We start from the raw sequence: 25,981 nt of genomic DNA on the forward strand, positions 1-25,981 counted from the left end.
CACCAGGCCAAAGCGGCTTAAATCAACCCGCAAACCGAGCCGGAAACTCCATTCTTCCCACGCCCAAAAAGTCTCAAATCATTCGACGACGGACAGTTGGCCGAGGGTCATATCGCGGAACTTGAGAGAAAGATCCAAGCCTTGCAGGAAATGGCACAAACACTGAAGATGTTGGTCAACGCCTGCCGTGGCGACCATCGCCCTCACTGTCCAATTCTCACGCGCCTGAAGACCGATGAGGAGGACGAGGATGTGTCGATTAGGCCGCGCAAAGGCGCAGTCGCGGGCATTTCCGAATGAGTGCCGCTTTTGGGCGGCACTCGCTTGCGGGTTAATAGAACCGTTGCGTGACGCCGAGGGCGGTGTTGGTCCGTGCAATGGAAAACTCGGCATTCTGTGTCAGGCCAGACAATGCGCGAATGGCGTCGATCGTATCAGGAATAACGATCGCTTGATTGTCCACCATGTAGGCGTAGAAGAGCTCATCCCGCTCGGTGCGCAGCATGTCCTCCCATAGCGCGACTTCATATAGGTTGCCGAACGGCCCTATCGAGGTCAGCCATCAGTTCCTTGTTCGTGTTGATAGCGGTGAGGCCGTCGGCCGTTCGTACTAGAGCTATCCGGGACGACGCGCGGAATGCGTCAAGGACTTCCTCCTTCTCCGCATTTCGCGTGAGCTGCACCGACCAGTAGTGCAGATGTGCAATTGTCTCCGGCACCTTCACGGCCATGGTCACGACATCCAGATCCGGGTCGACTTTCTGGGCATCTGGACCCTGATGGCTAGGTATCTCGGGCTCGGGAACGAGCGTATTCATTATGCCGCCAAGGTGGCTTTCCCAAGGGTCCGTTGCCCGTCTCAGCAAGGTGCCTTGAGCGCGCTTCAGCAGACCTGCCCGCTTCAGAGCGGTCAGCGTTCGGACGATAGACATGGTGTTGCACGACACGACGCGGGTCGCATCACGTCCGACCGCACTGGCGAAGGAGCTTTGCGCGGCAAAGGAGAAGTTGCACGCCCTTTGAAACCGACCAGCGTTTCAAGAGTTCAGTACCCATACCATGTAGGGGTATTGGCATGTGCGACAAAGACAGGAGCAGTATTCTGACCTCTCTTAACCGAATTGCCGGACAGGTCCGCGGCGTCGGTCAGATGGTGGAGGATGAGCGCTATTGCATCGAAATCCTTCATCAGCTTCATGCAGTAAAAGCCGCTCTCTCGAAGGTCGAAACTCAAGTGCTGAAGGCCCATGCGGCTTGTTGCGTTGAAGAAGCGATCATCTCGGGCAATGCGGAGGTTCAGCGACGAAAGTTTGATGAATTGGTCGACGTTTTCGCGAAGGCCAAGCTCTAGGCGTGCAAGCGATGTACGGGTTCGGAGTAAGCACGCCGGGCCATATCGCATGACAACGTCAAAGTGATTGAGCGTACCCCGGTACTATACATGCAAAAGGAGACACCGATGTCAGAAATCCATCAAGCGCATGGCGGTCACTCCGATGGTTCCCACGGCCGACCATATCTCATGTTTTGGATCAATATGATCCTGGGTCTCATCGTTATGTATGTCGTGATGTTCTCGATGATCGACGGTTGGGGTGATTTTCGCAACAACTTCAATATGTTCTACATGGCCATCACCATGTGGGCTCCAATGGGTATCTTCATGCTGGCAACAATGCCCGGCATGTTTCGCCACCGCAGCGTGAATATAGTACTCTACCTCCTTTTCGTTTTGCTAACCGCCGGTTCGTTCTGGGCCACGCGGAGTCAGGCGCTGATCGACGATCGGCAATTCGTCGACTCGATGATTCCCCACCATTCGGGAGCAATCCTGATGTGTCGGGAAGCGGACCTTCGCGATGCCGAACTGAAAACTTTGTGCGAGTCGATCACAAAGGCGCAACGCGAGGAGATTCAGCAAATGGAGCAAATTAGGCAGCGTCTATAGCTCGTACCTCGAAGATTGGAGACTTTGCCTCTCGCCCGGGTCTGCCAATGTTTGCCACCTGTTGGCCGCGCCGGATGAGATTCCCCTAAGTTGCGGTGCAGTCTCCGCCATGCGGCCTTTGGCGGCGCTCTGCTTTCCGAGTTGAGCGAAGGAAGGCCGGGGATGCTTCTCGATCGCTATTCACTTTCGGTCAAGTTTGGCTTAGCACCTCCCTCGGGCCGGGCCGAAGCCGCCACGCGGCTCTTCCCGCCGAGCTTCGATTTGCGGCTGCGCCAACCGCGATCCGAGCGTAGGAATGCTTCCAGCATATGCGGAATCAGCGTGGCAGCATCGACCTCGCCATAGAGGCGACCGTATTCGGCGGCATAGAGGTCGAGTTCTTCTTTCAGCGGCTCTGGCATTGGCACGGTTATGCGCACAATGCCGAGCTTGGGCAGCGGGCCGAGCTTGAGATTGCTCATCAGTGGGCTCCGTAAGGTTCGAGGACTAAGTCGCGGGCAACGATGACCCTGACCGGGAAGCCTGGTCGGATGGTCAGCGTGGGGGCGACCTGCAATTGGCGCTGCACGATCTGCTGCCCAGCCTGGTTCACCGTATCCTGCGCTCCGTCGCGGATGGCGCGGATCAGACGATCTTCATCGCTTGCCGCCAACTCCGCGCCGACGGCGAGAAGCGTCGAGAGGCCCGCGGCCTTCATCAGGTCCCACCAGTGGTAGTCGACGCCGTCTTCAAGACCGGCATAGCCCGATGCATCGGCGCCACGCTGGCGCTCCAGCACGATCGAGCGGCCGTTTGGAAGAATGAGACGATTCCACACCAAGAGGACGCGGCGCTGCCCGAACGTCACGCCTGCATCGTATTCGCCGATCAGGCGGCTTCCCTGCGGAATGAGGAGGAGCGCGCCGGTCGGGCTGTCATAGACGTTCTGCGTTACCTGGGCGGTGATCTGTCCGGGCAGATCCGAACGGATGCCGGTTATCAGCGCGGCCGGGATCACTGCGCCGGCCTGAAGAATATAGGGCGACGCCGGCGCCATGACGCGATCCGGCGCGACGGTGCGGCGGTCCACCTCGGCGTTGAGGAAGGCCGTGTGCCGATCCTGCGCACCGGCGCCCGTCAGCCCGGCCATGCTGGGAACCGTGGGGATCGAGGGCGAGGCCGTGGTCTGGCCCGCCCTGATCTGGAAGAATATCTCGCTGGTGCGGGCGGCTTCCATCTCGGCGAGGCGGCGCTGCTCCTCGGGGTCGGTTGCGGGAACCGGCATGGGGGTAGCCGGGATCGGCTGACCTTCCTCGCGGGCGCGCAGCACGGGTCCACCGAGATCGCCCGGCAATGGCGGGCCGAGGACCGGCACGTCACCGTAGCTGCCGGGCAAACCCTGCAATCCGTCCGCCGTCTGACGGCGATCGGTCGAAATCAGCTCCTCGGGATTGCCGCCGCGTTCGACGACCTGAAGCGCGTAGATCAACGCTCCGCCGATGCCAATGCCGGCGACCAGGCCAGCGCCCATCAGAACTTTGCGCGAAATGCGCGTAACGCGCGGCGCGTCGGCGCGCAGGCGCATAGACCCTGCCGTTTGCCCTGCCGCTCCGGCCGGTTCAATCCCTTCCTCCTTCCGGTCATCATTCCCGCTCATGACGGCGCTCCCACGATCTTGGTGGTTCGGCCGGAAGCGGCCGCGGCGGTTTGTCCGGGCTGGACGCGCACGATGCGGACGGTCTCTTGCTGCTTGCCCGAGCCAAGACGCAGCTCGGCCGCGCCGAACAGCCGATCGACGATGAGCACGTTCTGGTGGATGCGGCTGTTGACGATCTCCGGTTCGCCGCCCGAACCGATGACGAACAGCGGCGGCATCTCGCCCTGGATGATGCCGCGCGGGAACACCACGTAAACGCGGCGGCCGTCGTCGAAGACGGTAATCGGGCGCCAGGGCGGATTGCCGCCGGTGAGACCGTAGCGATAATTGCGGGCGGATTCGGCCGGTATGATCGGCGTGGCCGGCGCGGTGACGCGCTGGCTCGCCGGAGGCGCGGGATAGGCCCAGGCGACTGCCGGCATCCACGTCTCTTCGTTCGCGCGCAGCTCGACGAGGTAGGTGCGGCGATCGGTGGTGATAACGAGGTTGGTCGAAATGCCGGCGCGGGTCGGCTTGACGAGCACATGGACGCGGCGCGTCGTGCCGGAGCCGCTTTCGGTGTCGCCGATAATCCACCTTGTCGTATCGCCCGCCGCGATCGGACCGGCGCCGGTCAGGCTTTCGCCGGGTTCGAGCGCAATGGTCGTGATCTGGCCGACGGCGGCATAGACCTGAAACAGCGCGCCTTCCGACCAGGGATAGATCTGGATCGCGTTATAGTAGCCCTCCCGGCGCGGCTCGACGCGAGCTGCCGCATTGGCGTTAGCAACACGGCCCTCCGGGGTGGTGGCAGCCGTGCCGCCGCGCGCGACGGTCCAGCCTGGCGGCGTGTGTAGCGGCCGGGGCGTGCTGTCGGTCACGGCCGTCCGGACGACTGGAAGCGCCGGCACGTCGGCATCGTAACTGAACTGCGGCGTGCGGTTGGTGGCGCAGCCGGCGAGCATCGTGGTGGCCAGCAAAGCCGCCGAGGCGGATTTACGGAAAGCCGTGAGTCCGGTTTTGTGGGGATTGCGGATCATTGGCTCATCTCCCGCGACCATGAGATCGCGTTCACATAAATTCCGAGGGGATTGGCGCGCAGGCGCTCCGCGGTGCGCGGCTGCTGAAGGAAAATGGTGAGGATCGCGGTCCAGCGTTCGGTGCGGGAGAGCTGACCATTCTCATAGTGCTGTTCGGTCCAAGCCACGCGGAACGAGTCCGGCGATGCCCGGATCACGCTGGAGACCTCGACCGAAACCTGCTCTTTGCCGACACGGGTGAAAGGATCATTTGACCGCGCGTATTCGTTGAGCGCCACGGCGCCCCGGTCCGTGGTGAACTCGTAGGCGCGCAGCCACGCCTGCCGCAGAACAATCGGATCGGAGGGCAGCCCCCGGACCTGTTCGATGAATCTGGCCAAGTGCCAGGCCACTTGCGGGTCGGTCGGGCGATAGTCGGCGACGGCGGGCTCGACAGCGCGGGACTCGCCATGGCGGTCGATCTCGACCACCCAGGGGACGACGGTGCCGCGCGCAGATTGCCAGACCAGCGCCGAGGCGAATCCGGCGGAGAGGAAAAGGCAGCCGAAGGCCATGAAGCGCCAGTTGCGCGCCTGCACGCGGGCGGACCCTATGCGCTCGTCCCAGACCTGGGCGGCCTTCTGATAGGGCGTGACGGGTTCCGGCGTCTTGCCGAAATGGGTGGTGGGTCGTTTGAACAGAGTCATGTGCGGTCGCTTTCGGAAAGGCTGATAGAGGAGCCGCCGCCGTGGCTGTCACCGGAGCGGACTGCATGGGCGGCGGCCGTGACGCCGTGGCTGAGGGCCTGGCTGCGGCGCATGCGCTGCGCCCAGGCGGGCGGGCCGTCGGCAGCGGGTGCGCTTGCCGGGGCCGGTGAGGCTCCCCCGCCGACCGTTCCCATGGTGGAAGTGCCGCCGGTCGTCTCGAAGCCGCCCTTGACGCCTCCGGTGTGGCTGGACTTGAGGCTGTCGGCCGCGCGGGAGACGGCGCGCTTCAGCGGCGAGACCGCGGCGGCGCCACCGGCGCGAGCAACACCGCCGAGACCGGCCGCGACGCCCGACGCACCGGATTCGCCCATGGAAGCGAGCGTGTATGCGGTCGAGGCCGCGCCAGCGGTCGATGCGCCGCCGCGAGCCAGGGCGGCTCCGCTGGATAGCGCGGCCGCGCCACCGCGCGCGGCCAGCATGGTCGCGCCTCCAGCTGCGATCGCCGCGCCGCCGACGGCGAGGCCGGTGCCGACGGCAGCGCCGGCACCAAGCTGCGGGCCGCCGGAGACGAGGCCGGCCGCAATGCCGGGGCCAAAGATACCGAGTCCGAGAAGGGAGAGAGCGGCAAGAACGACGGCCATTGCGTCGTCGATCGTCGGGGTTGCGCCGCCGAAGCCGGTTGTGAACTGGCCGAACAAGGTCGAGCCGATGCCGATGATGACCGCGAGGACCAGCACCTTGATGCCGGACGAGACGACGTTGCCAAGAACACGCTCGGCCATGAAGGCGGACTTGCCCCAGAGCCCGAATGGAATGAGGACGAAGCCGGCCAGCGTGGTCAGCTTGAATTCAATCAAAGTGACAAACAATTGGATCGCCAGAATGAAGAAGGCGAGAATCACAAGCGCCCAGGCGAAGAACAGGCACAGGATCTGCACGAGGTTCTCGAAGACCGCGATCCACCCCATGAGGTCGGAAATGGATTCAAGCAGCGGGCGGCCGGCATCGAGGCCGGTCTGCGCGACGCGGCCGGGGCGCAGGAGATCGGCGGTCGAGAAGCCGGTGCCGGAGGCCATCAGGCCGAGGCCAGCAAACGACTCGAAGACGATGCGGGCGAGATTGTTCCAGTTGGAGATGATGTAGGCGAAGACGCCGACAAACAGCGTCTTCTTCACCAGACGGGCGATGATATCGTCGTCGGCGCCCCACGCCCAGAACAGGGCGGCGAGCGTCACGTCGATGACGATCAAGGTGGTGGCAATGAAGGCTACTTCACCGCCGAGCAGGCCAAAGCCCGAATCGATGTAGCTGGTGAAGATGCCGAGAAAGTTGTCAATGACGCCGGTGCCGCCCATGGCTCACCGCCCCTCGCTTTCGGCCGGAGCTTCCGGCGCGGGTGAGCGGCCAAGGAAACGGTCGCGGGTCTCGGCCCAGACGCGTAGGCACGTGGCGTCATTGGCGGCGGCCTCGCCCATCTCCTGGCAACGCCGCTGCTCTAGGCGCAGCGGATCTGCCGCCGGCTGGAGCACGGGAGCGGCCGGCGCTGGCCCGGTTGTTTCCTCGCGGGTCATTTCGATGATCGTCGCCGTGATGGCGACGGCGATGAATATGATGGCCGCGATCCGGGCCAGCACCTTGCCGTCCATGATGTCCCCCTTTCCGGCCCGTCAGTTGTTGAACATGCGCGCGTTGCCGGGCTGATACCCGGAGCCGAGCGTCAGGAACCGCTCGCGCTGGATGCGGCCCTGCTCGGCGGCCGTGGTGCGCTCGGCTTCCGAGAGAGCGTCCGCCCGGCCGTTGGCCGAGATCACGGCGATGAGGTCGGAGAGCTGCTGGCTTTGCAGGGCGAGGAGCTGGTTGCCGGCCTGGGTCGCCTGAAGTGCGCCGGTTGCGCCTTGGCTCTCGCCGACGAGGGCTGACATCTCGGCGCGGTTCGTGTCGATATTGCCGACGACGCCGGCCTGGACACGCATCGCGTCCTGCAAACCGCCCACGGTATTTTCCCATCGGCCGCGCGCGTCCGCGATGAGCTGCTGGTCAGTGGCGTTGAGGGAGAGATTGCCGTAGTCCTGCTGGAACATGCTGTCGATCGACTGCACGTCGAAGGCGATGTTCTGCGCCTGGGCGAGAAGCTGCTGGGTGCGCTGCACGTTCTGCTGGAGCGCCTGGAGCGAGCTGTAGGGCAGGCTCGCGAGGTTCTTCGCCTGGTTGATGAGCATCTGCGCTTCGTTCTGAAGCGAGGTGATCTGGTTGTTGATCTGCTCAAGGGTGCGCGCCGCCGTCAAAAGATTCTCGGCGTGGTTGGTCGGGTCGTAAACGATCCGGCCGAAGCCAAAGAGGGCGTGGGCCGGCGTGGTGAAGGCCGGCGAAAGCGCCAGCGGCGCGGCGAGCGTGAGTGCAAGCAGGGAAGCGCCGGCGAAACGGGGGAAGCAGTGTCGGGTCATGGCATGATCTCCTGTGGGTCGAGTTCAAGGGCATCGGTGAGGTCGAGGACCGGCGCCTGTGGCGCGGGCGCCTGCCGGTCAGGCGCAACAGCGATGTTGGTGAGGTTGGGAATGAGGTCGGCCGCCCATTCGACGCCGCGCGCCGTCAGCCAAGCGGCGAGGAAGCCGCCGCGGCCATGTTCGGCCAGGATGTCGGCGATCAATGCCTGGTCGGACTTGGAGGACGCCGCGCAGAGCGCGAGGCCGACTTCGGACAGACCCAGCTCGAACAGCCGGTTTCCCCGCCGGCTCTGGCAGTAGTAGTCCCGCTTGGGGATGGCGCGGGCGAGGATCTCGATCTGCCGGTCGTTCAGGCCGAAGCGCCTGTAGATCGCGGTGATCTGCGGTTCGACGGCGCGATCGTTAGGCAGGAGCAGCCGGGTCGGGCAGCTTTCGATGATTGCAGGCGCGATCGTGCTCTTTTCGAGCTGGGCGAGCGACTGCGTGGCGAAAACGACGGATGCGTTCTTTTTCCTGAGCGTGACCAGCCATTCGGCCAGTTGCTTGGAAAAAGCCGGATCGCCGAGCGCCAGCCAGCCCTCGTCGATGACGATCATCGTCGGGCGTCCGTCGAGGCGGTCGGCGATCCGGTGGAACAGGTAGGCGAGGACGGCGGGAGCCGCGCCGGTGTCGAGAAGCCCTTCGGTCTCGAAGGCCACGACGGAAGCATCGCCGAGGTTTTCGGACTCGGCGTCGAGCAGCCGTCCATAGGGACCGCCGACGCAATAGGGCTGGATGGCGAGTTTGAGGTCGTTGGACTGGAGCAGCACCGACAGGCCGGTGATCGTGCGCTCCTCGATCGGGGCCGAAGCGAGCGAGGACAGCGCCGTCCAGATATGCTCCTTGGCTTCAGGGGTGATCGTGACGCCTTCGCGCTGGAGGATCGCCACGATCCAGTCCGCCGCCCAAGCGCGGTCCTGCGTCTGCTCGATGCGGGAGAGCGGCTGGAGCGAGACCGAAGTATCCGCGCTTTCGGTCAGCCGGCCGCCGAGGTCGTGCCAATCGCCACCCATGGCCAAAGTGGCGGCCCTGATGGAGCCGCCGAAATCGAAGGCGAAGATCTGCGATCCCGCATAGCGGCGGAATTGCAGCGCCATGAGCGCCAGCAGCACGCTCTTGCCGGCGCCGGTCGGGCCGACCATGAGCGTGTGGCCGACATCGCCGACATGAAGGGAGAGCCGGAAAGGGGTCGATCCTTCGGTCCTGCCATAGAGCAGCGGGGGTGCGCCGAAGTGATCGTCACTTTCCGGCCCCGCCCACACGGCGGACGAAGGGACCGTGTGGGCAAGGTTGAGCGTCGAGATCGGAGGCTGACGCACATTGGCGTAAGCATGGCCGGGCAGCGAGCCGAGCCAGGCGTCGACGGCGTTGACCGTCTCGACCATGACGCTGAAATCGCGGGACTGGACGACCTTCTCGACCAGCCGCAGCTTCTCGTCGGCGCGGCGGGCGTCCTCGTCCCAGACCGTGACGGTCGCGGTGACATAGGCGATGCCGGCCACGTCCGCGCCGAGTTCCTGCAAGGCCATGTCGGCATCGAGCGCCTTGTTTGCGGCATCGGTGTCGACGAGCGCCGATTGCTCGTTCGTCATCACCTCTTTCAGAATGGCGGCGATGCTCTTGCGCTTCGCAAACCACTGGCGACGGATTTTCGTGAGCAGCTTGGTCGCGTCCGTCTTGTCCAGCAGGATGGCGCGGGTGGACCAGCGATATTGGAAGGCGAGCCGGTTGAGATCGTCGAGCAGGCCGGGCGTGGTCACGCTCGGGAACCCGGTGATGGTGAGGATGCGCAGATGCGCGGAGCCGAGGCGCGGTTCGAGCCCGCCGGTGAGCGCCTCATCGGCGAGCAGCGCGTCGAGATAGATCGGCGTCTCCGGCACGCGGACGCGGTGCCGTTTGGTCGAGACGGTCGAATGAAGATAAGTCAGCGTCTCGCCGTCGGTGAGCCAACGGCACTCGGGCATGAAGCCGTCGAGCAGCGCCAGCACGCGGTCGGTGCGATCCACGAAGCCGCGCACCAGTTCCCAGGGATTGACGCCGGAGGTCTCGCGGCCCTCGTAGAGCCAGCTTTCGGCGCGGGCGGCGTCCTCGGCCGGCGGCAACCACAGGAAGGTCAGATAGTAGTCCGAGACGAAATGGCTGCCCTCCTCCTCGAAGTCGGCCTTGCGCTCGGCATCGACCAGCGCGGAGGCCGCGTCGGGAAAGACGTCATTCGGATAGGTCGCGGCCTCGGATCGCTGGGCTTCAACGAAGATCGCCCAGCCGGAGCCGAGGCGGCGGAAGGAATTGTTGAGCCGCGCGGCGACGCCGACCAGCTCGGCCGCGACCGCGGAGTCGAGATCCGGCCCACGAAATTTCGCGCTGCGCTGGAAGCTGCCATCCTTGTTCAGCACGACGCCCTGGCCGACCAGCGCCACCCAGGGGAGGTAGTCGGCAAGGCGCGAGGCGGTGCGGCGATATTCTGCGAGGTTCATCATGGCGCGGTCCTCACACAGACAAGTGGCCAGGCACGCGCAGATGCCGACGCGCGACCTCGACGAAGAGGGGATCGCGCTTCGCCGCCCAGACGGCTGCGAGATGTCCGATCGCCCAGATCAGGATGCCGGCGAGCCAGAGTTGGAGACCGAGCCCCACGGCCCCGGCCACGGTGCCGTTGAGGATCGCCACGGAGCGCGGCGCACCACCCAGCAGGATGGGTTCGCTGAGAGCGCGGTGAACCGGGGCGGTGAACCCCGGCACGGCGTCGAGCTGCTCGAGGAACGCCGCCATCAGATCACCGCCCCGCCGCCGAACGAGAAGAACGACAGGAAGAAGGAGCTGGCGGCGAAGGCGATCGAAATGCCGAAGACGATCTGGATCAGCCTGCGAAACCCACCGCCGGTATCGCCGAAGGCCAGCGTCAGGCCGGTGACAATGATGATGATGACGGCCACGATTTTCGCCACCGGCCCCTCGATGGATTCGAGGATCGACTGAAGCGGGGCCTCCCAGGGCATGGAGGAGCCCGAGGCCAGTGCCGGCGAGGTCAGGAGCGCGACCCAGGTGAAGGCGGCGGCGGTTGCGATATGGCGGCGGACGCGGAAGGCACGACGGATCATGCGGGGTCTCCTGTTTGGTCGGTGGGGATGGGGTCTGGAAAGGCGGGGGCGAGCCGGTAATCGCCGTCCGCGCCGAGGCCCTCGACGCGCGCAAGCTCGGCAAGCCGGCGCGCGGAGCCGCGGCCGGAGAGGACGGCAACGAGGTCGATGGTTTCGGCGATCATCGCGCGCGGGACCGTGACAACGGCCTCCTGGATAAGCTGCTCGAGACGGCGCAGCGCGCCGATGGCCGAGCCGGCATGAATCGTTCCGACGCCGCCGGGGTGGCCGGTTCCCCATGCTTTCAGGAGGTCGAGCGCCTCAGCGCCGCGAACCTCGCCGATCGGGATGCGATCGGGACGCAGGCGCAGCGAAGATCGGACGAGATCCGAAAGTGTCGCCACTCCGTCCTTGGTGCGCATTGCGACGAGGTTCGGCGCCGCGCATTGCAGCTCGCGCGTGTCCTCGATGATGACCACGCGGTCCTGCGTCTTGGCGACTTCCGCCAGCAGCGCATTGGTGAGCGTGGTCTTGCCGGTGGAGGTGCCACCCGCCACCAAGATATTGGCGCGGGAGGCGACGGCCTCGCGCAGCGCCGCAGCCTGGGCGTCGGCCATGATCCCGGCGGCGACGTAATCGTCGAGGGTGAATACCGCGACCGCCGGCTTGCGGATGGCGAAGGTCGGCGACGTGACAACGGGAGGAAGGAGGCCCTCGAACCGTTCGCCGCTCTCCGGCAACTCCGCCGAGACGCGCGGCGCGCGGGCGTGGACTTCGGCCCCGACATGATGGGCGACAAGACGAACGATGCGCTCGCCGTCCTCTGCGGTCAGCCGCTCGCCGGTGTCTTCCAGTCCTCCGGCGAGGCGATCGACCCAGATGCGCCCGTCGGGGTTCAGCATCACCTCGACGATGGAGGGATCGCGCAACAGGTCCGAGATGGCAGGCCCGAGCGCGGTGCGGAGCATGCGCGCGCCACGTTCGATCGTTGCCTGTTTGCGATTTTGGCCAGCCATCTCGTCCCCGTTTCCGGGGAGGAGGGCGAAGGCGGTCCCCGGATGGGGATGACTAAAAGAACGGCAAAACGGGCCGATTCAACAAGTTTCGGTCGTAGTAGTAGTGCAGCGTGCAAATACAGGAGAACGGCGGTGGTGCCTTCCTGATCGAAGCCTCGGGCGGTCACTCCTGCTCATCAGGCGAATCGCCCGAGGTAGTAATGCCGACTGTTTCCCTTGATGGGAGCCGGCAGAAGCTCGCCCTCTGCGCATCAGAGGCCGGAAGTTTTCCGCGCGTTTTGTCGGATTCGGATTGGATGGTTCGTCGTTACAGTGAAGACAGGGAAACCGGCCCGCCACAACAGAGGGAAACGCGATGACTATTACGATTACGGCCTTTGATGAAAGCTCGCCGGATCGCGGCCAGGGACTGGCGAGGGACATGCGCGTGCGCTGGGCGCTGGAGGAAGTGGACCAGCCTTACGAGGTGCGGCTCGCTCCGTGGAGCACATTCAGGGAGCCCGCGCATTTGGCGCGCAATCCGTTCGGGCAGATACCGACTTATGAGGAAGGTGATCTCACGCTGTTCGAGTCCGGCGCGATCGTGCTTCATATCGCAGAGCGCTTTCCGGGCCTGCTGCCGGCGGATGCGAATGCGCGGGCGCGTGCGATCATGTGGATGTTCGCTGCGCTCGATACGGTGGAGCCGCCGATCGTCGATCGCGACGTCGTCGAGAACTTCGAGGAAGGCAAGAGTTGGCAGGGCGAGCGCTTCGAGATGGTCGATGAACGCATTCGCGAACGGTTAAATCAACTTTCTGCGCGCCTGGACGACAGCGAGTGGCTCGACGGCGATTTCAGCGCTGGCGACCTTCTGATGGTGCATGTGCTGCAAAGGTTGCAGGGGTCGGAAATATTGAAGGAATTTCCGAACCTCTCCGCCTATGTCGCCCGTGCAGAAGCGCGGCCGGCGTACAAGCGCGCTTTCGCCGCTCAATTGGCGGTGTTCACCGGCGCGTCGCGATGAAAGTTCCAAGCATTCTTCGCGTCCTGCCTTTTGCGACCCTCGCTCTGGCCAGCATTTGGGCTGCCAACCGGGCTCCTGATGGTCGCCGTCCCCCACAGATCGACTTCACGGTTACGCTTGAGGCAATCGCCAATGCCCTGACCAAGACGCCGCACATTGCCTCCATGGCTATGCTGTTCGTTCTCGCCGTGCTCGCAACCGGCTACTCGCGCGTTTGGCTTGCCGCCGTGCTGACTTTTCTTGTGGGCGTGAGCTGGGAACTCGTTCAGACCACGGTAATCGGCCACAATCCCCGTGTTGTCGACATCTTCCCCAACCTTGTTGGCATTGCCGTTGCCTGGATCATCGTAGCCGTGTCGGTTTTCCTCTGGCGCGCAGCTCGTTCGCGCTTGTAGCGCAAATCCCGAAGCCCGCGACCCATTTTGTCGATGGGCCTTGAGCCTATCGGTTTGTAGTCCAGTCCTCGATCCGCAATCCGGCTATTCGCGAAAACTCGCCGGTATTGTTGGTGACGAGGGTGAGGCCCCGCGCCTTGGCCTGACCGGCGATCAACGTATCGTATGGGCCGATCGGCGTTCCGCGTCGTTTCAGCTCGGCCCGGATCTCGCCCGCCACTCGGCCATCCTCCCGATCGAAGTCGAGGATGGCGAGATCGGTGAAGAGGAGCCGAAGGGTCTCCAGATTGTAGGCGACCCTCTCGCTGCGATAGGCGCCAAAGTAGAGTTCGTGCGCGACCACGGACGAAACCGCGAGCGAACCCGGCTCGCTGGCCTCGACCCGTTGCAGCAACGGTTCGGAGCGTCGCGCGACCAGCGAGATCACTGCATTGGTGTCGAGCAGGCGGAAGGTCACTGGAACGCCTGATCGAGTTCGGGCCGGTCCTGTTCTTCCGGCTGGTCGCGTCCTTCGGCCATGAAGTCGGCGCTGAAGCCGCGCTCGACGGCGGCGTGCAGCGAGGCCCACCGTCGGGTCTTATCCGGCCTGGGGCGTAGAATCACGGCGTCGCCTTCTCGCGACACCTCGACCTCTTCGACGTCGAAGCGGAAATCCTTCGGGAGCCGGACGGCCTGCGAGTTGCCGGACTGGAAAATCTTGGCGATATGGGGCATGGCGGCCTCCTGTATATACGTCGAAGTATATACGCGCACGGCACAGATTCCGCAAGCTCGGTCAGTCATCGGATTCCTCCTTGCGTGACGGAATGTCATCGGGGATCTCGCTGAGAAAGCTGCTTCCCTGCTGGAGCCGCATGGCGAGGGTCTGTACGAAGCCCTCGAAACGCTCCTTGCCCTTGACCTGGGCGGTCGCGTGAGCCTCTGAGGGAAGCGGCGGCGTGACAGTCAGCCAGTGGCGGACGAACAGCGCCAGCGTATCTGCGGTGAGACGCATGTCGCGTTCCAGCCGCGCGGTCTGGCGCGACAAGCGGTCGAGCCGGCGGGTAAAGGCAGCCTCCCGCATGTCCTGGGCGTCGGGTGACAGGAAGGAAGCGATGGCCGCTTCCGCGACGGCCGATCGCGACAGCTTGCGGCGGTCGGCGAGGTCGTTCAGCTTGGCGAGCAGGTCGGACGGAAGGGTCAGGCAAAGGCGTTCGCGCATAGTTGATCCTCACATATCAATACCGTCGTTCGGGTCCATGGACGCTTGCCGGGCGAGACCGCGCATCTGGCGGCGCATGACCTGACGCTGCCGGGCGCTGTCTTCCTGATCGTCGCCGAGCAGGTGCTTGAACTCGTCTTCTGGCGTCGGCTCCTTCTTCTCGCGGACGATCTCGACATGTTCGGGCAGTTCGGGTTCACGGCGCAGGCTCGAATTGGCCGTGTCCTCCTTCCCCTTCTCGGCCCGTTCGGCGGCCGCGACCAGATCGGCGTCGGGCTTGAGCGGCTTGAGGTCCGACCAGCCATCGGGCCGCACCGATTTGGCGATCTTCGCCGGATCGGGCGGCGGCAGGATGCGTTCGGTCAGGCGGGGGTCGAGGAAGTAGCGGGCCTTCTTCGCCCGGATCGGTGGGGTGCCTGCCACCATGACGATCTCGTCGTCCGGGGGGAGTTGCATGATCTCGCCGGGGGTGAGGAGCTGGCGGGCGGTCTCGGAGCGCGACACCATGATGTGTCCCAGCCACGGCGCCAGGCGGCTGCCGGCATAGTTCTGCATCGCCTTCATCTCGGTCGCCGTGCCAAGGGCGTCGGACACGCGCTTGGCGGTCCTCTCGTCGTTGGTGGCGAAGCTGACCCTGACATGGCAATTGTCGAGCACGCTATTGTGCTGGCCATAGGCTTTCTCGATCTGATTGAGGCTTTGGGCGATGAGGAACGATTTGATCCCGTAGCCCGCGAGAAACGCCAACGACGACTCGAAGAAGTCCAATCTCCCCAAGGCGGGAAACTCATCGAGCAGCAACAGCACGCGATGCCGGCGGTCCTTGGCGTGGAGATCTTCCGTAAGCCTGCGGCCGATCTGGTTCAGCACGAGGCGGATCAAGGGCTTTGTCCGCGAGATGTCCGAAGGCGGCACCACGAGGTAGAGCGTCGAGGGTTGCGGGTCGGCGATCAGGTCGGCGATGCGCCAGTCGCAGCGGCTCGTCACGGCCGCGACGACGGGATCGCGATATAAGCCCAAGAAGGACATGGCGGTGGACAGCACGCCCGAACGCTCATTGTCGCTTTTGTTGAGCAGCTCGCGCGCCGACGACGCCACGACAGGGTGCGGTCCGGCCTCTCCTAGATGCCGCGTGGCCATCATGGCGTCCAGCGTGGCCTCGATCGTGCGGCGTGGATCGGAGAGGAACGCGGCAACGCCCGCCAGGGTTTTGTCCGGCTCGGCATAGAGCACATGCAGGATCGCGCCGACCAGCAGCGAGTGGCTGGTCTTTTCCCAATGCGACCTTTTCTCAAGGCTTCCCTCCGGATCGACCAGCACGTCCGAGATATTCTGGACGTCGCGCACCTCCCATTCGCCGCGCCGGACCTCGAGCAAGGGGTTGTAGGCGGCAGAGGCGACGTTGGTCGGATCGAAGAGAAGAACGCGGCCGTGCTTCGCCCTGAAGCCGGCGGTGAGCTGCCAGTTCTCCCCCTTGATGTCGTGGACGATGCAGCTCCCCGGCCAGGTCAGCAAACTCGGCACCACGAGCCCGACGCCTTTGCCCGACCGCGTCGGCGCGAAGCAGAGCACATGCTCCGGCCCGTCGTGCCGCAGGTAGTCGCGCTCGTATCGGCCGAGCACCACACCGTCCTGGCCGAGCAGGCCGGCGCCCTCGATCTCGGACCGCTCGGCCCATCGTGCCGAGCCGTAGGTGTCGATGTCGGACGCCTCGCGGGCGCGCATCACCGACATGGTGATGGCGACGGCGATGGACAGGAAGCCGCCCGAAGCCGCGATGATGCCGCCCTCGGCGAAGATGCGCGGGGCATAGGCTTCATAGAAATACCACCACCAGAACAGCGCGGGCGGATAATAGACAGGCCAGCCGGCGACCTCGAACCACGCCGGCCCGAGCTGGGGCTGGAAGCCGAGCCGGAAGGCGACCCATTGCGTGCCGCCCCAGACGGAGGCGAGAACGATGAGGAAGACGATGCTGATCTGGCCCCAGAGGATTTTCGTGCCGGACATGGGAGGTTCCTTTCATCAGAGGCTGAGGTCACGCTTGCGACCGAGCGACCAGTCGATGCCGCCCCCGCCGCGCGCGACGCCGGAGATGTGCTGGCCGAGCTTGTGTTCGATCTCGCGGGACCAGGGGACGAGCTGGAAGCCGCGCCCGCCATCGGGGGCGAAGCCCTCGATCACGGCGAAGCGGCCGGAGGAGAGCGCGAGCTGGCGGCGATAGGTGCCGGCGACATATTCGCCGGCCTGCGACTTCACATGCGCAAGCCCGGTCTCGGCCGAGAGCTGCTCGCCCACGGCGTCGAGTTCGCGCCGGCGCAGCGTCGCCAGCAGATTGCGTTGCAGGACGATCCGCTGGCCCTCGCGCCGGGCGAGTCCTTCATCGGCCAGATGCTCGGCCCGCGCGTCCATCGCCTCGCTCACCTCGCGGCCGAAGCCGCTGGCGCCGAGCGGCATGGGCTCACGTTCGACGAGCCGGTGATCGAGCCAGGTCGCGCCGGGCGCGGTGATCTGGCTCTGGAGATCGAGGTCGGACCGGTTGGCGAGGACGATGGTGGGCCGGGGATCGTCCGGACCGCCGAAGCGGCGGACCTCGACGATGCCGCCGATCGGCGGCGCGTGCTCGAACGCCTCGATGCCGCGCAGCCGGACATGATGGGCGCGGCCGTCCGTGCCGTCGATCACGGCATAGGCTTCGCCGGTCAGCTCGTCATGGAGGCCCTTGTCGACCAGCCGGCCGATGACAGGCGGGCCGTCCTTGGTGGCGTCGATCGTGAAGTCGGCAACGCCGCGTTCCTCGCCCAGCCCCGCGAAGGCGCGGTGCATGGTCTTGATGATGTCGCCGCGCGAACCGAGATCGCGCAGCGTTCGCTCCGCTCCTGGCTCGACGAACCATTCGTTGACACCGGCATCGGCGGCGAGGCCGAGCTTTTCGAGATGGCGCAGACGCGCGACCAGCAGGCGGCGGATTTCGGGATCGTCCGGTCCCTTCGCCTCGGGCCGCAGGTCGATATAGCCCAACTCGTTCGACTGGCGTGCGATCTCCCGATCGAGCCTCGTCCATCGTTCGGCATCGACCTCGCGCGCGAGGCTGGAACGGATCTCGTGCTCGGGCTTGGGGCCGAGTTCAGCATCGACCAGTTCCTCGGCGCGTCCGCGCAGGCCGTGGCTGATATAGTCGCGCGAGATGACAAGATCGGCGCCTGTCTCGTCCACGCCGCGCACCAGCAGATGCACATGCGGGTTGTCCGTGTTCCAGTGATCGACGGCGATCCAGTCGAGGCGCGTGCCAAGGTCGGCCTCCATCTGCTTGGCGAGATCGCGGGTGAAGGCGCGCAGGTCTTCCATCTCGCCCGCGTCTTCCGGGGAGATGATGAAGCGGAAATGGTGCCGGTCGTCCTGGCAGCGATCGGCGAAGGAGAGATCGTCGGCGCGGTCGGTCTCGGCGTCGAACATGACGCCCTTCTCGCCGTCGCGGCTGACGCCTTCGCGCTTCAGGTAGGAGAGGTGCGCCGAGATCGGTGCGGAGCGGAAGGCGCGGCCCCGGTGCCGGGCGATCCGCGCCTTGGCGACGACGCGGCGGCGCGAGCCGAGCAGGCGGATGCGCGACACGACATTGCGGCCGCGGCCGAATGTCGAGCGGCCGGCGCTGCCGCTCCTGCTGCGCCCTGATCCCGATCCGCTGGCGGGCGCATTGCTCGCCTGCTTGGCGGCGCGCAGCACCTGATTGATGAAGGTCTTGGTGCGCGGCGCGCGGGTCGAGCGCGGCTTGCCGGGGCGGATGCGAAACTCGTTGTCGTCGCCGCTCATGCGCGCCTCCTGAGAGGCACGGCGCAGCCGCCCATACGAAGTGACTTTGATTTTGCTGGCAAAATCGCCCATGCGTATGCACGACCGACCGCCATATGCGCAAAACACCAAGCCATTCCAATGGCTTGACGGTGGTTTACGCACGCGCTTTTACCTTGCCGTATTCCAGTCGCCGTGCCCCTTCCGGCGCGCGCCCCTTCCTTTCCTTTCCGGCACTCCGCTACAGCGCGAAACCGTGCGATCCCGCTCACGGCGCGCCTCCCGAGGGCGGACGCGACGAATAGCGCCTCGGCGGGAGCCGGCGCGAGCGAAGCAGGCGACGCGGCGGGCGCATCCGAAGGTGCGCTACCGCTGCGTTCGTCGTGCCGTCCGAACGCCGATTCCGAGCCGCCCTGAGCCGTGACGAAGAGCGGAGAATCGCGCCAGTCGGTGACGCGCGGTGCGCCAGCCAGAGCGGCGGGCGCGATCGGCTCACCACCGAGAAGGGGAACGAGCGCGGCGACGTATTCGCGCGTTTCCCGAGGCAGTTCCCGGACACCCGCGAGATACTCGTCGTAGCGGCCGGGTCCGGCATTGTAGGCCGCGAGCATGCCGCCGATGGTGCGGTAGCGGTCCCACATCGCGCGCAGATAGGCTGTGCCTGCGACTATGTTGTCGCGCGGCTGGAAGGGATCGCCGCCGAGCCGGTGGAGGGCGCGCTGTTCCTCCCAGGTGGCGGGCATAAGCTGCATCAGCCCCATCGCTCCGACCGGCGAGACAGCGACCGGATCGCCGCTGCTTTCGGCGCCGAGAACGGCGACGATCCAGGCGACCGGGATGCCGAAGCGTTGCGCGGCCTCGGCAATATCGGCGGCATAGGGACCGCCGATCTCCGACCGTCCGGCCTGCACGGTCTCTGCCAGAGCCTGAGGCGCTGGCGAGAGGCCGAGAGCGAGGCCGGAAAGGAGAAGGAGGAGCGCCGAGCGTCGGACGGCGGGAAACCGCCCGACGTTGGCAGGACGTTGAACCGTCACTTGTCGGCCCCTTCGGACCGCTTCGTCCTCTGGTCGTTGGTGTGCAGGCTCCAGGCGGTGTCGTCGTCGCCGTCGCGGAACAGGTTGGCGCGCAGCCAGCCGAACAGCGGGCTGTAGATCTCGACGGAGACGAACTCGCCGGCCTTTTCGCCGACATGCGACCAGCCCGCGCCGATGTCGCGGCCGTCTTCGCCGCCGAGCAGGATGCGGTAGGCGGGCGCGTTCTCGGCCTCCGAAGGTTTGGCCGGGACGAAGGTGAGCGGCGCGTCGATTCCGAGCGCCTCGAAACGCCCGCTGAAGCCGGTTTCGTTGCGGGTGAAACTGCCAATATCAGCCATGATTTTGTCTCCTGTGGTTGATGGTTGGGGGTAGCTCACGGCTCCAGGGCCGGATCGGTGAAGCGCCAGCGGAAGCGGCCGTCGCCGTATTCGTCTGTCCAGATCGGCGTCACGCGGGCGATGACGGCGGAGGCCGGAAGCGCGCCGAAGTAGCGGCCGTCGAGGCTGTCGGCGGCGTCCCAATTCATCAGGAACAGGTCGCCCTCGGCGACGATCCGGCAGCCCTGCCATTGCGGCAGGTCGCGGCCGAAGCGGTCGCGCGGCTGCGCCTCGCCATAGGGGTGATCGTAGGCGATGACGGTTGCGCCACGGCGGCAGACTTCGGCGCCGGGCAGCGCCAACACGCGCTTGATGAGCGGCACGCCGCGCGGCAGGTAACCGCGCGCGTCGAGGAAGGCGGCGAGGTCATCGGGCGGCAGCACGGCGAGCAGATCGCCGACCTCGATCGTCGTGACCGGAGCAAGCGAATAGAGGCCGACCGCGACGCTTCCCGATGCGTTCCAGATGAAGCGCGGCGCATGGCCGGTGACGATCGGCGCAGCGACCAGCGCGGCGCCGGCCAGCATGGCGAGCAGCGTGAAACTGCGCGGGCTCATGGCATGATGCTCCTGCGCGCAAGCCAGGCATTGTGCTGGTCGCCTGAATAAAGGCGCGGTTCCACACCGGCGGTCAGCCGGTTGTGGACGTGCCGCCAATAGGCGGGCGCGGCGTCGGCCGGGTCGATGCCAAGGGCTTCGATCGTGTCTGTGAGCTGAAGCACGCGCTCGACCTTCGGCCAGCCGTGGAGCTTCAGGAGAAGATCGCCGCCGGGGCGGACGAAGGGCAGCGTTTGGCAAGGCTCGCCGCGACCGATGGCGCGCAGGATGTCGATGCGGGAAACCACGGTGCCGTAGTCGTTGGACGCCCAGCGGACGAAGGCGAAGACGCTGTTCGGCGCGAAGCCGACGACGCGGCTGCGCCGGTCGATCGTCCGCTGGTAGATTGGATGGCCGAAGCGGATGCGGTGCTCGATCCGGCCTTCCTCCCATGTGAGATGAACCAGCGTGGTGAAGGGCGGCGCGTCCTTCGGCAGCGCATGGCCACCCATGCGGCGGTTGTCGAAGCCGGTCATGGCGTGCCCCCATCGGCAGGCGGGAACTCCCGCGCGAGGAGGTCGCGCAGCATGTCGGCAACCGTGACGCCGCGCTGGAAGGCCGCGATCTTGATGCGGCCGCGCAGCGCCGGCGTGATGTCCACGGTCAGCCGCGCCGAGTAGGCGTCGGCGGCATCCGTGCGCGGCGGCGGCGCGTCGGCGGCCTTGATCCAGCTATCGGGATCGGCCGGGCGGATGGCGAAGCCGCGCTTCTCCGTGCCGGCCGTCATGACGGGCCTCCGTCATGGAACGGCAGCACGCTGGCGATGCGGTCGCGGGCGCGGTCGGCCATCGTCGGGTCGATCTCGCAGCCGATATAGCGCCGGCCGGAGAGCCGGCAGGCTTCCCCGGCCGCGCCGGAGCCGGCGAACCAATCGCCGACCAGGCCACCTTCCGGGCAGCTTGTGCGGATGAGGATTTCGAGAAGCGCGGACGGCTTTTCAGTCGGGTGGATCGCGCGGCCGTGGCAGTTGCGCAGATAGATGACCGACCGCATGAGGCGCGGCCCGCCGTCGTGGCTGACATAGTGGCCAGCATCAATCTGGCCGGTATGGGGCGGACGCTGCTTGCGTCGCACGGTCCGGGCTGTCGCGTCGGGCGTGGTCTGGACGTCGTTGTAGATGTCGCGCCAGGGCGTCTCGGCCGGATAGAACTGGACGGCCAGCTCATGCACGCGCTTGAAGCGGTCCGCATGGAAACCGGTGCCGTTCTGCTTCTCCCAGACGATCTCCTGGGCGAGCCGTAGGCCCGCGTCCGCGAAGCGGTCGGAGGTCGCCATGAAGCTGCGCAGCGAACCGAAGACCCACATCGAGCCGGTCGGCGCAAGCGCCCCGCGCGCGAGCGACAGCCAGCCCTCGACGCGGCGATCCCAGGCGAGCGATGTGTCGCCGTAAGGGGGATCGGCGAGGATCATGTCGTAGGGGCCGTGCGCCGGCATGCGGTCGCGGCAGTCGCCGGACAGGATAATCTCGGGGAGCACCATCATGGCGCGGTCCTCCCGATGCAGAGGCGCCCGACTTCGGCCGCCAGCGCCGCGATCTCGCGCGCGGCCGGCGACTGGCGGTCGATGTCCGAGGCGAGCCGTCCGGTCTGGGCAGCGTCGGCGAAGACGACACGCTGGCCGACCATGGCGGCGAGCAGGGGCGGATCGTGGTCGGCCAGCGTCTCGGCCGTCTCGCGGGCGATGACAGTTCGTGCGCCGCAGCGATTGAGCACGAAACGGGCGACGAGCTGCGGCCGGTAGATCCGGGCCTCGGCGAGCAGCGCCAGCATCTCGGCCGAGGCCCAGCCGTCGAGCGGTGACGGCTGCACCGGGATCAGCACGAGGTCGGCGGCGAGCAGCGCGGAGCGCATGAGGCCGGCGACACGCGGCGGGCCGTCTATGACGACGTGATCGACGTCGCGCGCGAGTTCGGGTGCCTCGCGATGCAGCGTATCGCGTGCCAGGCCGACGACGCCGAACAGGCGCGGTAGGCTCTCGCGCGAACGCTGCTGTGACCAGTCGAGGGCTGAGCCCTGCGGGTCGGCGTCGACCAAGGTGACGCGGCTCCCGCGCATCGCCAACTCGCCGGCGAGATGTAGGGCGAGCGTCGTCTTACCGACGCCGCCTTTCTGGTTGAGAAGCGCGACGATCATCGGCGTCCTCCCGGTGGATCGAGAGGAAGACGGGGCGTATCGGGATCAGTGGATGGAGAGGCCCCACCGCGGCGGCTTGTAGCCGTCTGTGGCGGCTCGGCCGGCGCGCTCTTCCTGGCGGTAACGCTGAGGCTTCTGGCGGCGTTGCGGATGAGGTTTTCCACATCGCGCGCGCGCTCTTCGAGGTTAGAGTCTATGTTAGACTCTAAGTTAAGGGCGCGATTTCGTGTGGAGTTTCCGTGCGTTAGACCATGTTTGGGTTCCTGATAGCACGAGCCTCGGGTTCCCGATAGCACGATAGTCCGGGTTCCCGATAGCACGAGGCTATCCACAGCTTGTCCACAGGCCGGAGACGGCTCGAAGGCGAGCAGCGCGCGCCCGCCGATTTCGGTTTCGAGGAACAGGGTGTAGCCGGGCAGCGGCTGGCGCCGGATGATGTCGCGCAGCTCGTAGGCGAAGCGTTTGAACGGCGACAGGCTGCCCGACTTCTGGTGAAGGTGGTGGAAGTCGAAGCGCCAGCCGGCGCGCTGGCGGCCGCCGTGCTTGCGCACCAGGCGGTAGAGCCAGCGATCGAGACCCCCCGTCAGGTCGAAATAGGTCCGGTCGATAGTGAGCACGAGCGCATCGTCGAGGACGGCCTGGTAGAACCAGTCCGGTACGATCAGCTCGATGCCCTCGGGGCGGCCGTTGCGGTCGGTGCGTTCCTGCCACTCGTTGATCCACGAGAAGCGATGACGGCGGCCTTCGGCAGGTTGCCGGATCGAGGTGGAAACGGTGGTCGATTGCAGGCGGTCGAGCGCGGCTTTCAGGCGCTGATAGTCGCGTGCGCTCGTGCCCCGGCCGACATAGGTGAGGATTTCATAGGGCGTGGCGGCCATCAGCCGCGAGGTCCGAAGCCCGGTATCCCGGGCTTCGACGATCTGGCTCGCCGCCCAGATCAGGATGTCCGCGTCCCAGATCGTGGCCATGCCGTGATCGGGGACCGCCTCGACCCGGATCGTCACGTTACCAGCGACGAAATCGATCGGGGCGACGCGATGGGTCTTGGAAAGGGAGAAGAAGGGATAGGCCATGAGATCCTGCGCGTCTCGTGGCGCGAAGTCGCCGGGGAGCGCCCTGAACAGATCGAGTTGCCCGCGCTCGGAAAGGGATCGACGTCGCACCGCCATGAAGGGAACCGGCTGCGGTCAGCGGGCGTAGCGCCCGACCTGCGGACGAGCCGAAATCGCATGGCGCTTCGCAGGCAGCACGGAGCCGCGAGGATCAGACGTCGACGTCACGGAGCCGCGGGCGGCCCACGCTTCAAGATCGTCGATGGCATAGACGACACGGCCGCCGAGCTTGCGATAGGCGGGACCTGTCCCATAGGTGCGATGCTTTTCGAGGGTTCGGGCCGAGAGGCTGAGAAATTCGGCGGCCTCCTTGGTGCGCAGAAAGCGCGGCGGTAAAACGACGGGTTCGTGCGGCATGGAACGGGCCTCCGTGGTGTTGTGACGGCCGCTGCGGATCAGCGGCGGGCAAAGACCACGGTGGCGGAGGAAGGCTGGCGAGTTGCAGGGCGAAGTTGGGGGGTGTCGAATTCGCCCACCACACTGGCGCGGAATCGCGCTAGTGTGGGCGGCGATGACGCAGAAGTTTTCGATAGCCGCCGGCAACCATGGACCGAGCATCGCGCAAGAGCGCCTTGATCGTGTGTCGGGCCGAGGACGCCTGCCACTCGTCGCGGTTGAGCTGGCCGATCTTCAGGATGACCTGCGCGATCTCCTGCTGCGTGGCACCGGCCCTGTATCCGTCGAACGCTCGTAGCATTCGTTGCAAGCGCACTCGCTGCTGCCTTGTGAGACGCTTGTCAGGGGGGATGGTACGGCCATGCAGGGCAGAGAGGAGCCGGCGAACTGCCTCGATCCGGTCGAAGCCATCGAGATCGAGCGGAACGACAGCGACAGCCAGCGCGCCGCCGCCACTGGCGCAGTCGAAGATCTGGAGATGCTGGCCGTTGCCAAGGGCGACGCGGAAATCCGCGCCGGTGGCGTCCGGCGAAAGGTGGATACGCCAGATCGTCGGAGTTCGGGCGATGCTTTCACCGAACCCCGAAGGGGCCTCGGACAGCACGACGACGCTGGTATCCTCCTGTGGAAGCCAGAGGACAGAAGCGTCAGGAGGTGGGATCAGGGGATCGATCGGGAAATCGCAATCCCCACCGCTGCCGAATTCGCTCGGTCAGCGGTTCGGGGTCTCCACGGCCAGCGGCTGATTCTTCAAAATCGGCGTCGTAGGCGTCATTGCGGCGGAGCCACTCCCAGGCCCAGATCGGACGCGGTGAGCAAATCCAGATGCTCATATTCCGCTGAGGAACGCCAGATAGATGCGTCGGGTGTCATCGCGGCCTCCCATGTCAGGGTCGAAAAAGTTGGAGGACGTTCACGGTTCCCGCTCGGGTTGAACTGAGGAAGTCGGGTCAAATTCAACGGGTGATGCGTACCGCGCATCACGATGACGGACGTCGCTGGCTCTCACGTACCAGTTCACGATATCCGCGTTCGGTCATCCAGCGCGCGCGGGCCAAATGAGCGTCATGAACGAGGCGACAGCGTTGGGGATCACGATCCGGATCGAGGTCGAAGAGGATACGCACTGCCTCACGCCAGTCAGCACCGTCACGCTCGGCGTCGAGAAGCCGCATATAGAGCTTCATGTGCTCGCGATCGTATTGCGTCAGCGTCTGGCTGCTCGGTGGCGCGTCAAGGAAGGTCTGTGTTGCTTGTCCCATTACTCGCTCACGATCCGGTAACGTGTTTGTTAACCATCTCTTGCGGGAGATAGCCATTCTTTTTGACGAGAGCAGGTCAGCGCGCGGGACGGGACATTACCTTACGGTGCTGCTCCTTTCGTGCAGGAGCAGGACACCTTCTCCTTTGTCCGTCGACAGGAAAACAATCCCGCCCGCTTCGAGAGCGCGACGCACCTGATCGCGCGTCGACTCGTACACCTCAAGCCCGTTTTGGGATTCGAGACGTTTAAGTGCGGTCAATGCGACCTTGGCCTTGTCAGCGAGCGTTTCCTGTGTCCACCCTAGCAACGCGCGTGCGGCCCGTGATTGGCGAGAGGTGATCATACATGATCACCTCCCACTCACTGCTACACTCGTTCCAGAACTACGGCTTCTCTATTCGGGCCAATCGGATAGCGAGGCTTCCCGCGCGCTCCGCTGGCTCATTTACATACTATAGTTGATAAACTCAAAGTATGTAAATCACGATCCTCCTGCGCATGGATATGCGCAAATTGGTCGGCCGGAACTTCGCCCGCCTGCGTCGGGAGAAAGGCCTGACCCAGGAAGAGGTCGAAGCGCGCTCCGGTTTCAGTCAACAGTATCTCAGCAGCCTTGAACGCGGCCGGAGGAACCCGACCGTGATCACGCTTTATGAATTGGCTCAGGCCCTCGGCGTCAGCCACATGGAATTGGTCCGGCCCGACGATCAGCTTTGAGCCGTATTCCCGCGAGGATCATGCTTCTCTTCGTGGTCGGCACGAGGCCGCCACAGGATGGGATCAGAAGAGCCGGCGGAGCAATCTATAATGCGGC

General features: G+C 65.5%; 37 protein-coding genes. 6 read left to right on the top strand and 31 right to left on the bottom strand.

The features are described from left to right. Positions 1–96 precede the first annotated feature (96 nt). The gene (locus tag CRO48_RS04510) at positions 97–300 is read left to right on the top strand and encodes a MerR family transcriptional regulator (RefSeq protein WP_097136798.1); all 204 of its coding nucleotides are present in this window, start codon (positions 97–99) and stop codon (positions 298–300) included. Positions 301–331: 31 nt separating this feature from the next. Here CRO48_RS04510 and CRO48_RS32805 read toward each other — a convergent pair whose 3' ends face one another. Together CRO48_RS32805 and CRO48_RS32810 are read right to left on the bottom strand one after the other, a co-directional pair. Continuing rightward, positions 332–505, bottom strand: a complete 174-nt coding sequence (locus CRO48_RS32805) for a hypothetical protein (RefSeq protein WP_245423425.1) — start codon at positions 503–505, stop codon at positions 332–334. A gap of 19 nt (positions 506–524) precedes the next feature. Beyond that, positions 525–932: a hypothetical protein gene (locus tag CRO48_RS32810; protein WP_407071890.1), complete on the bottom strand. Its 408-nt coding sequence runs from the start codon at positions 930–932 to the stop codon at positions 525–527. A gap of 143 nt (positions 933–1,075) precedes the next feature. Between CRO48_RS32810 and CRO48_RS04520 the strand changes: the two genes are divergently transcribed. Both CRO48_RS04520 and CRO48_RS04525 read left to right on the top strand, forming a co-directional pair. Then, the gene (locus CRO48_RS04520) at positions 1,076–1,351 is read left to right on the top strand and encodes a metal-sensitive transcriptional regulator (RefSeq protein ID WP_097136800.1); all 276 of its coding nucleotides are present in this window, start codon (positions 1,076–1,078) and stop codon (positions 1,349–1,351) included. Between the two features lie 108 nt (positions 1,352–1,459). Next, positions 1,460–1,948 carry a DUF305 domain-containing protein gene (locus CRO48_RS04525; RefSeq protein WP_097136803.1) on the top strand — a complete coding sequence of 163 codons (489 nt, stop codon included), beginning with the start codon at positions 1,460–1,462 and terminating at the stop codon, positions 1,946–1,948. A gap of 176 nt (positions 1,949–2,124) precedes the next feature. Here the strand turns inward: CRO48_RS04525 and CRO48_RS04530 are convergent, their stop codons facing one another. The 11 genes from CRO48_RS04530 to trbB are packed head-to-tail and all read right to left on the bottom strand — an operon-like array spanning position 2,125 to position 11,865. Continuing rightward, positions 2,125–2,409 carry a DUF2274 domain-containing protein gene (locus CRO48_RS04530; RefSeq protein ID WP_097136805.1) on the bottom strand — a complete coding sequence of 95 codons (285 nt, stop codon included), beginning with the start codon at positions 2,407–2,409 and terminating at the stop codon, positions 2,125–2,127. Then, entirely contained in the window at positions 2,409–3,584 is a 1,176-nt protein-coding gene (locus tag CRO48_RS04535) for a TrbI/VirB10 family protein (protein ID WP_376780808.1), read from the bottom strand. The genes CRO48_RS04530 and CRO48_RS04535 overlap by 1 nt, the downstream gene beginning before the upstream one ends. Beyond that, positions 3,581–4,603: a P-type conjugative transfer protein TrbG gene (trbG, locus tag CRO48_RS04540; RefSeq protein ID WP_097136808.1), complete on the bottom strand. Its 1,023-nt coding sequence runs from the start codon at positions 4,601–4,603 to the stop codon at positions 3,581–3,583. Before trbG ends, CRO48_RS04535 begins: the two co-directional genes overlap by 4 nt. Next, entirely contained in the window at positions 4,600–5,289 is a 690-nt protein-coding gene (gene trbF / locus CRO48_RS04545) for a conjugal transfer protein TrbF (protein WP_097136810.1), read from the bottom strand. The genes trbG and trbF overlap by 4 nt, the downstream gene beginning before the upstream one ends. Further along, on the bottom strand, positions 5,286–6,644 hold the full coding sequence (trbL, locus tag CRO48_RS04550; protein ID WP_097136812.1) for a P-type conjugative transfer protein TrbL: 1,359 nt from the start codon (positions 6,642–6,644) through the stop codon (positions 5,286–5,288). Before trbL ends, trbF begins: the two co-directional genes overlap by 4 nt. Positions 6,645–6,647: 3 nt before the next feature. Continuing rightward, positions 6,648–6,935, bottom strand: coding sequence for a putative entry exclusion protein TrbK-alt (gene trbK-alt, locus CRO48_RS04555; RefSeq protein ID WP_097136814.1), 288 nt, complete (start codon positions 6,933–6,935; stop codon positions 6,648–6,650). 21 nt (positions 6,936–6,956) lie between these two features. Then, on the bottom strand, positions 6,957–7,733 hold the full coding sequence (gene trbJ, locus CRO48_RS04560; protein ID WP_097136816.1) for a P-type conjugative transfer protein TrbJ: 777 nt from the start codon (positions 7,731–7,733) through the stop codon (positions 6,957–6,959). Next, positions 7,730–10,249 (bottom strand): conjugal transfer protein TrbE, encoded by a 2,520-nt coding sequence (trbE, locus tag CRO48_RS04565; RefSeq protein ID WP_097136818.1) that lies wholly within the window; start codon positions 10,247–10,249, stop codon positions 7,730–7,732. Before trbE ends, trbJ begins: the two co-directional genes overlap by 4 nt. Positions 10,250–10,259: 10 nt before the next feature. Next, on the bottom strand, positions 10,260–10,541 hold the full coding sequence (locus tag CRO48_RS04570) for a VirB3 family type IV secretion system protein (protein WP_097136820.1): 282 nt from the start codon (positions 10,539–10,541) through the stop codon (positions 10,260–10,262). After that, the gene (locus tag CRO48_RS04575) at positions 10,541–10,870 is read right to left on the bottom strand and encodes a TrbC/VirB2 family protein (RefSeq protein ID WP_009452106.1); all 330 of its coding nucleotides are present in this window, start codon (positions 10,868–10,870) and stop codon (positions 10,541–10,543) included. The genes CRO48_RS04570 and CRO48_RS04575 overlap by 1 nt, the downstream gene beginning before the upstream one ends. Continuing rightward, positions 10,867–11,865 (bottom strand): P-type conjugative transfer ATPase TrbB, encoded by a 999-nt coding sequence (trbB, locus tag CRO48_RS04580; RefSeq protein ID WP_009452107.1) that lies wholly within the window; start codon positions 11,863–11,865, stop codon positions 10,867–10,869. The genes CRO48_RS04575 and trbB overlap by 4 nt, the downstream gene beginning before the upstream one ends. A 355-nt stretch (positions 11,866–12,220) precedes the next feature. On the opposite strand from trbB, the gene CRO48_RS04585 reads away from it, so the two are divergent. Beyond that, a complete protein-coding gene (locus tag CRO48_RS04585) occupies positions 12,221–12,871 on the top strand; it encodes a glutathione S-transferase family protein (protein WP_097136822.1) in 651 nt (216 codons plus the stop codon). Further along, on the top strand, positions 12,868–13,266 hold the full coding sequence (locus tag CRO48_RS04590) for a VanZ family protein (RefSeq protein WP_097136824.1): 399 nt from the start codon (positions 12,868–12,870) through the stop codon (positions 13,264–13,266). Before CRO48_RS04585 ends, CRO48_RS04590 begins: the two co-directional genes overlap by 4 nt. Positions 13,267–13,312: 46 nt before the next feature. Here CRO48_RS04590 and CRO48_RS04595 read toward each other — a convergent pair whose 3' ends face one another. From CRO48_RS04595 to CRO48_RS04680, 18 genes are all read right to left on the bottom strand, one after another. Further along, positions 13,313–13,723, bottom strand: a complete 411-nt coding sequence (locus tag CRO48_RS04595) for a type II toxin-antitoxin system VapC family toxin (protein WP_097136825.1) — start codon at positions 13,721–13,723, stop codon at positions 13,313–13,315. Further along, positions 13,720–13,980, bottom strand: coding sequence for an antitoxin (locus tag CRO48_RS04600; protein ID WP_097136826.1), 261 nt, complete (start codon positions 13,978–13,980; stop codon positions 13,720–13,722). Before CRO48_RS04600 ends, CRO48_RS04595 begins: the two co-directional genes overlap by 4 nt. Before the next feature lie 61 nt (positions 13,981–14,041). Then, positions 14,042–14,467 carry a ribbon-helix-helix protein, CopG family gene (locus CRO48_RS04605; protein ID WP_097136828.1) on the bottom strand — a complete coding sequence of 142 codons (426 nt, stop codon included), beginning with the start codon at positions 14,465–14,467 and terminating at the stop codon, positions 14,042–14,044. A 9-nt stretch (positions 14,468–14,476) separates the two neighbouring features. Continuing rightward, a complete protein-coding gene (locus tag CRO48_RS04610; protein WP_097136830.1) occupies positions 14,477–16,477 on the bottom strand; it encodes a conjugal transfer protein TraG in 2,001 nt (666 codons plus the stop codon). A 15-nt stretch (positions 16,478–16,492) separates the two neighbouring features. Beyond that, the gene (locus CRO48_RS04615) at positions 16,493–18,277 is read right to left on the bottom strand and encodes a relaxase/mobilization nuclease domain-containing protein (protein ID WP_097137459.1); all 1,785 of its coding nucleotides are present in this window, start codon (positions 18,275–18,277) and stop codon (positions 16,493–16,495) included. After that, positions 18,274–19,290 (bottom strand): lytic transglycosylase domain-containing protein, encoded by a 1,017-nt coding sequence (locus tag CRO48_RS33365; RefSeq protein WP_141402009.1) that lies wholly within the window; start codon positions 19,288–19,290, stop codon positions 18,274–18,276. The genes CRO48_RS04615 and CRO48_RS33365 overlap by 4 nt, the downstream gene beginning before the upstream one ends. Beyond that, positions 19,287–19,628 carry a DUF736 domain-containing protein gene (locus CRO48_RS04625; RefSeq protein ID WP_097136832.1) on the bottom strand — a complete coding sequence of 114 codons (342 nt, stop codon included), beginning with the start codon at positions 19,626–19,628 and terminating at the stop codon, positions 19,287–19,289. Before CRO48_RS04625 ends, CRO48_RS33365 begins: the two co-directional genes overlap by 4 nt. A gap of 35 nt (positions 19,629–19,663) precedes the next feature. Further along, on the bottom strand, positions 19,664–20,224 hold the full coding sequence (locus CRO48_RS04630; protein WP_097136834.1) for a S26 family signal peptidase: 561 nt from the start codon (positions 20,222–20,224) through the stop codon (positions 19,664–19,666). Beyond that, positions 20,221–20,739 carry a DUF2840 domain-containing protein gene (locus CRO48_RS04635; RefSeq protein WP_097136836.1) on the bottom strand — a complete coding sequence of 173 codons (519 nt, stop codon included), beginning with the start codon at positions 20,737–20,739 and terminating at the stop codon, positions 20,221–20,223. The genes CRO48_RS04630 and CRO48_RS04635 overlap by 4 nt, the downstream gene beginning before the upstream one ends. Further along, positions 20,736–20,990, bottom strand: a complete 255-nt coding sequence (locus CRO48_RS04640) for a hypothetical protein (protein WP_097136839.1) — start codon at positions 20,988–20,990, stop codon at positions 20,736–20,738. Before CRO48_RS04640 ends, CRO48_RS04635 begins: the two co-directional genes overlap by 4 nt. Beyond that, positions 20,987–21,745, bottom strand: a complete 759-nt coding sequence (locus CRO48_RS04645) for a DNA-methyltransferase (protein ID WP_097136841.1) — start codon at positions 21,743–21,745, stop codon at positions 20,987–20,989. The genes CRO48_RS04640 and CRO48_RS04645 overlap by 4 nt, the downstream gene beginning before the upstream one ends. After that, positions 21,742–22,395, bottom strand: a complete 654-nt coding sequence (gene parA / locus CRO48_RS04650) for a ParA family partition ATPase (protein ID WP_097136843.1) — start codon at positions 22,393–22,395, stop codon at positions 21,742–21,744. Before parA ends, CRO48_RS04645 begins: the two co-directional genes overlap by 4 nt. Beyond that, a complete protein-coding gene (locus tag CRO48_RS04655) occupies positions 22,392–23,564 on the bottom strand; it encodes a replication initiator protein A (RefSeq protein ID WP_097136845.1) in 1,173 nt (390 codons plus the stop codon). Before CRO48_RS04655 ends, parA begins: the two co-directional genes overlap by 4 nt. Positions 23,565–23,582: 18 nt before the next feature. Further along, on the bottom strand, positions 23,583–23,864 hold the full coding sequence (locus CRO48_RS04660) for a helix-turn-helix transcriptional regulator (protein ID WP_097136847.1): 282 nt from the start codon (positions 23,862–23,864) through the stop codon (positions 23,583–23,585). 139 nt (positions 23,865–24,003) lie between these two features. Beyond that, the gene (locus CRO48_RS04665; protein ID WP_245423427.1) at positions 24,004–24,507 is read right to left on the bottom strand and encodes a DUF2285 domain-containing protein; all 504 of its coding nucleotides are present in this window, start codon (positions 24,505–24,507) and stop codon (positions 24,004–24,006) included. A gap of 43 nt (positions 24,508–24,550) precedes the next feature. After that, positions 24,551–24,736 carry a transcriptional regulator domain-containing protein gene (locus CRO48_RS32820; RefSeq protein ID WP_245423428.1) on the bottom strand — a complete coding sequence of 62 codons (186 nt, stop codon included), beginning with the start codon at positions 24,734–24,736 and terminating at the stop codon, positions 24,551–24,553. 147 nt (positions 24,737–24,883) lie between these two features. Then, complete coding sequence (locus tag CRO48_RS04675) at positions 24,884–25,165, bottom strand: DNA -binding domain-containing protein (RefSeq protein WP_097136849.1); 282 nt, start codon at positions 25,163–25,165, stop codon at positions 24,884–24,886. 96 nt (positions 25,166–25,261) lie between these two features. Further along, positions 25,262–25,510, bottom strand: coding sequence for a helix-turn-helix domain-containing protein (locus tag CRO48_RS04680; protein ID WP_097136851.1), 249 nt, complete (start codon positions 25,508–25,510; stop codon positions 25,262–25,264). A gap of 155 nt (positions 25,511–25,665) precedes the next feature. Between CRO48_RS04680 and CRO48_RS04685 the strand changes: the two genes are divergently transcribed. Further along, the gene (locus CRO48_RS04685; RefSeq protein ID WP_024343470.1) at positions 25,666–25,884 is read left to right on the top strand and encodes a helix-turn-helix domain-containing protein; all 219 of its coding nucleotides are present in this window, start codon (positions 25,666–25,668) and stop codon (positions 25,882–25,884) included. Positions 25,885–25,981 lie beyond the last annotated feature (97 nt).

It is taken from the genome of Rhizobium subbaraonis (genome assembly GCF_900220975.1).
In the GTDB taxonomy this organism is placed as follows: Bacteria; Pseudomonadota; Alphaproteobacteria; order Rhizobiales; family Rhizobiaceae; genus Mycoplana; species Mycoplana subbaraonis.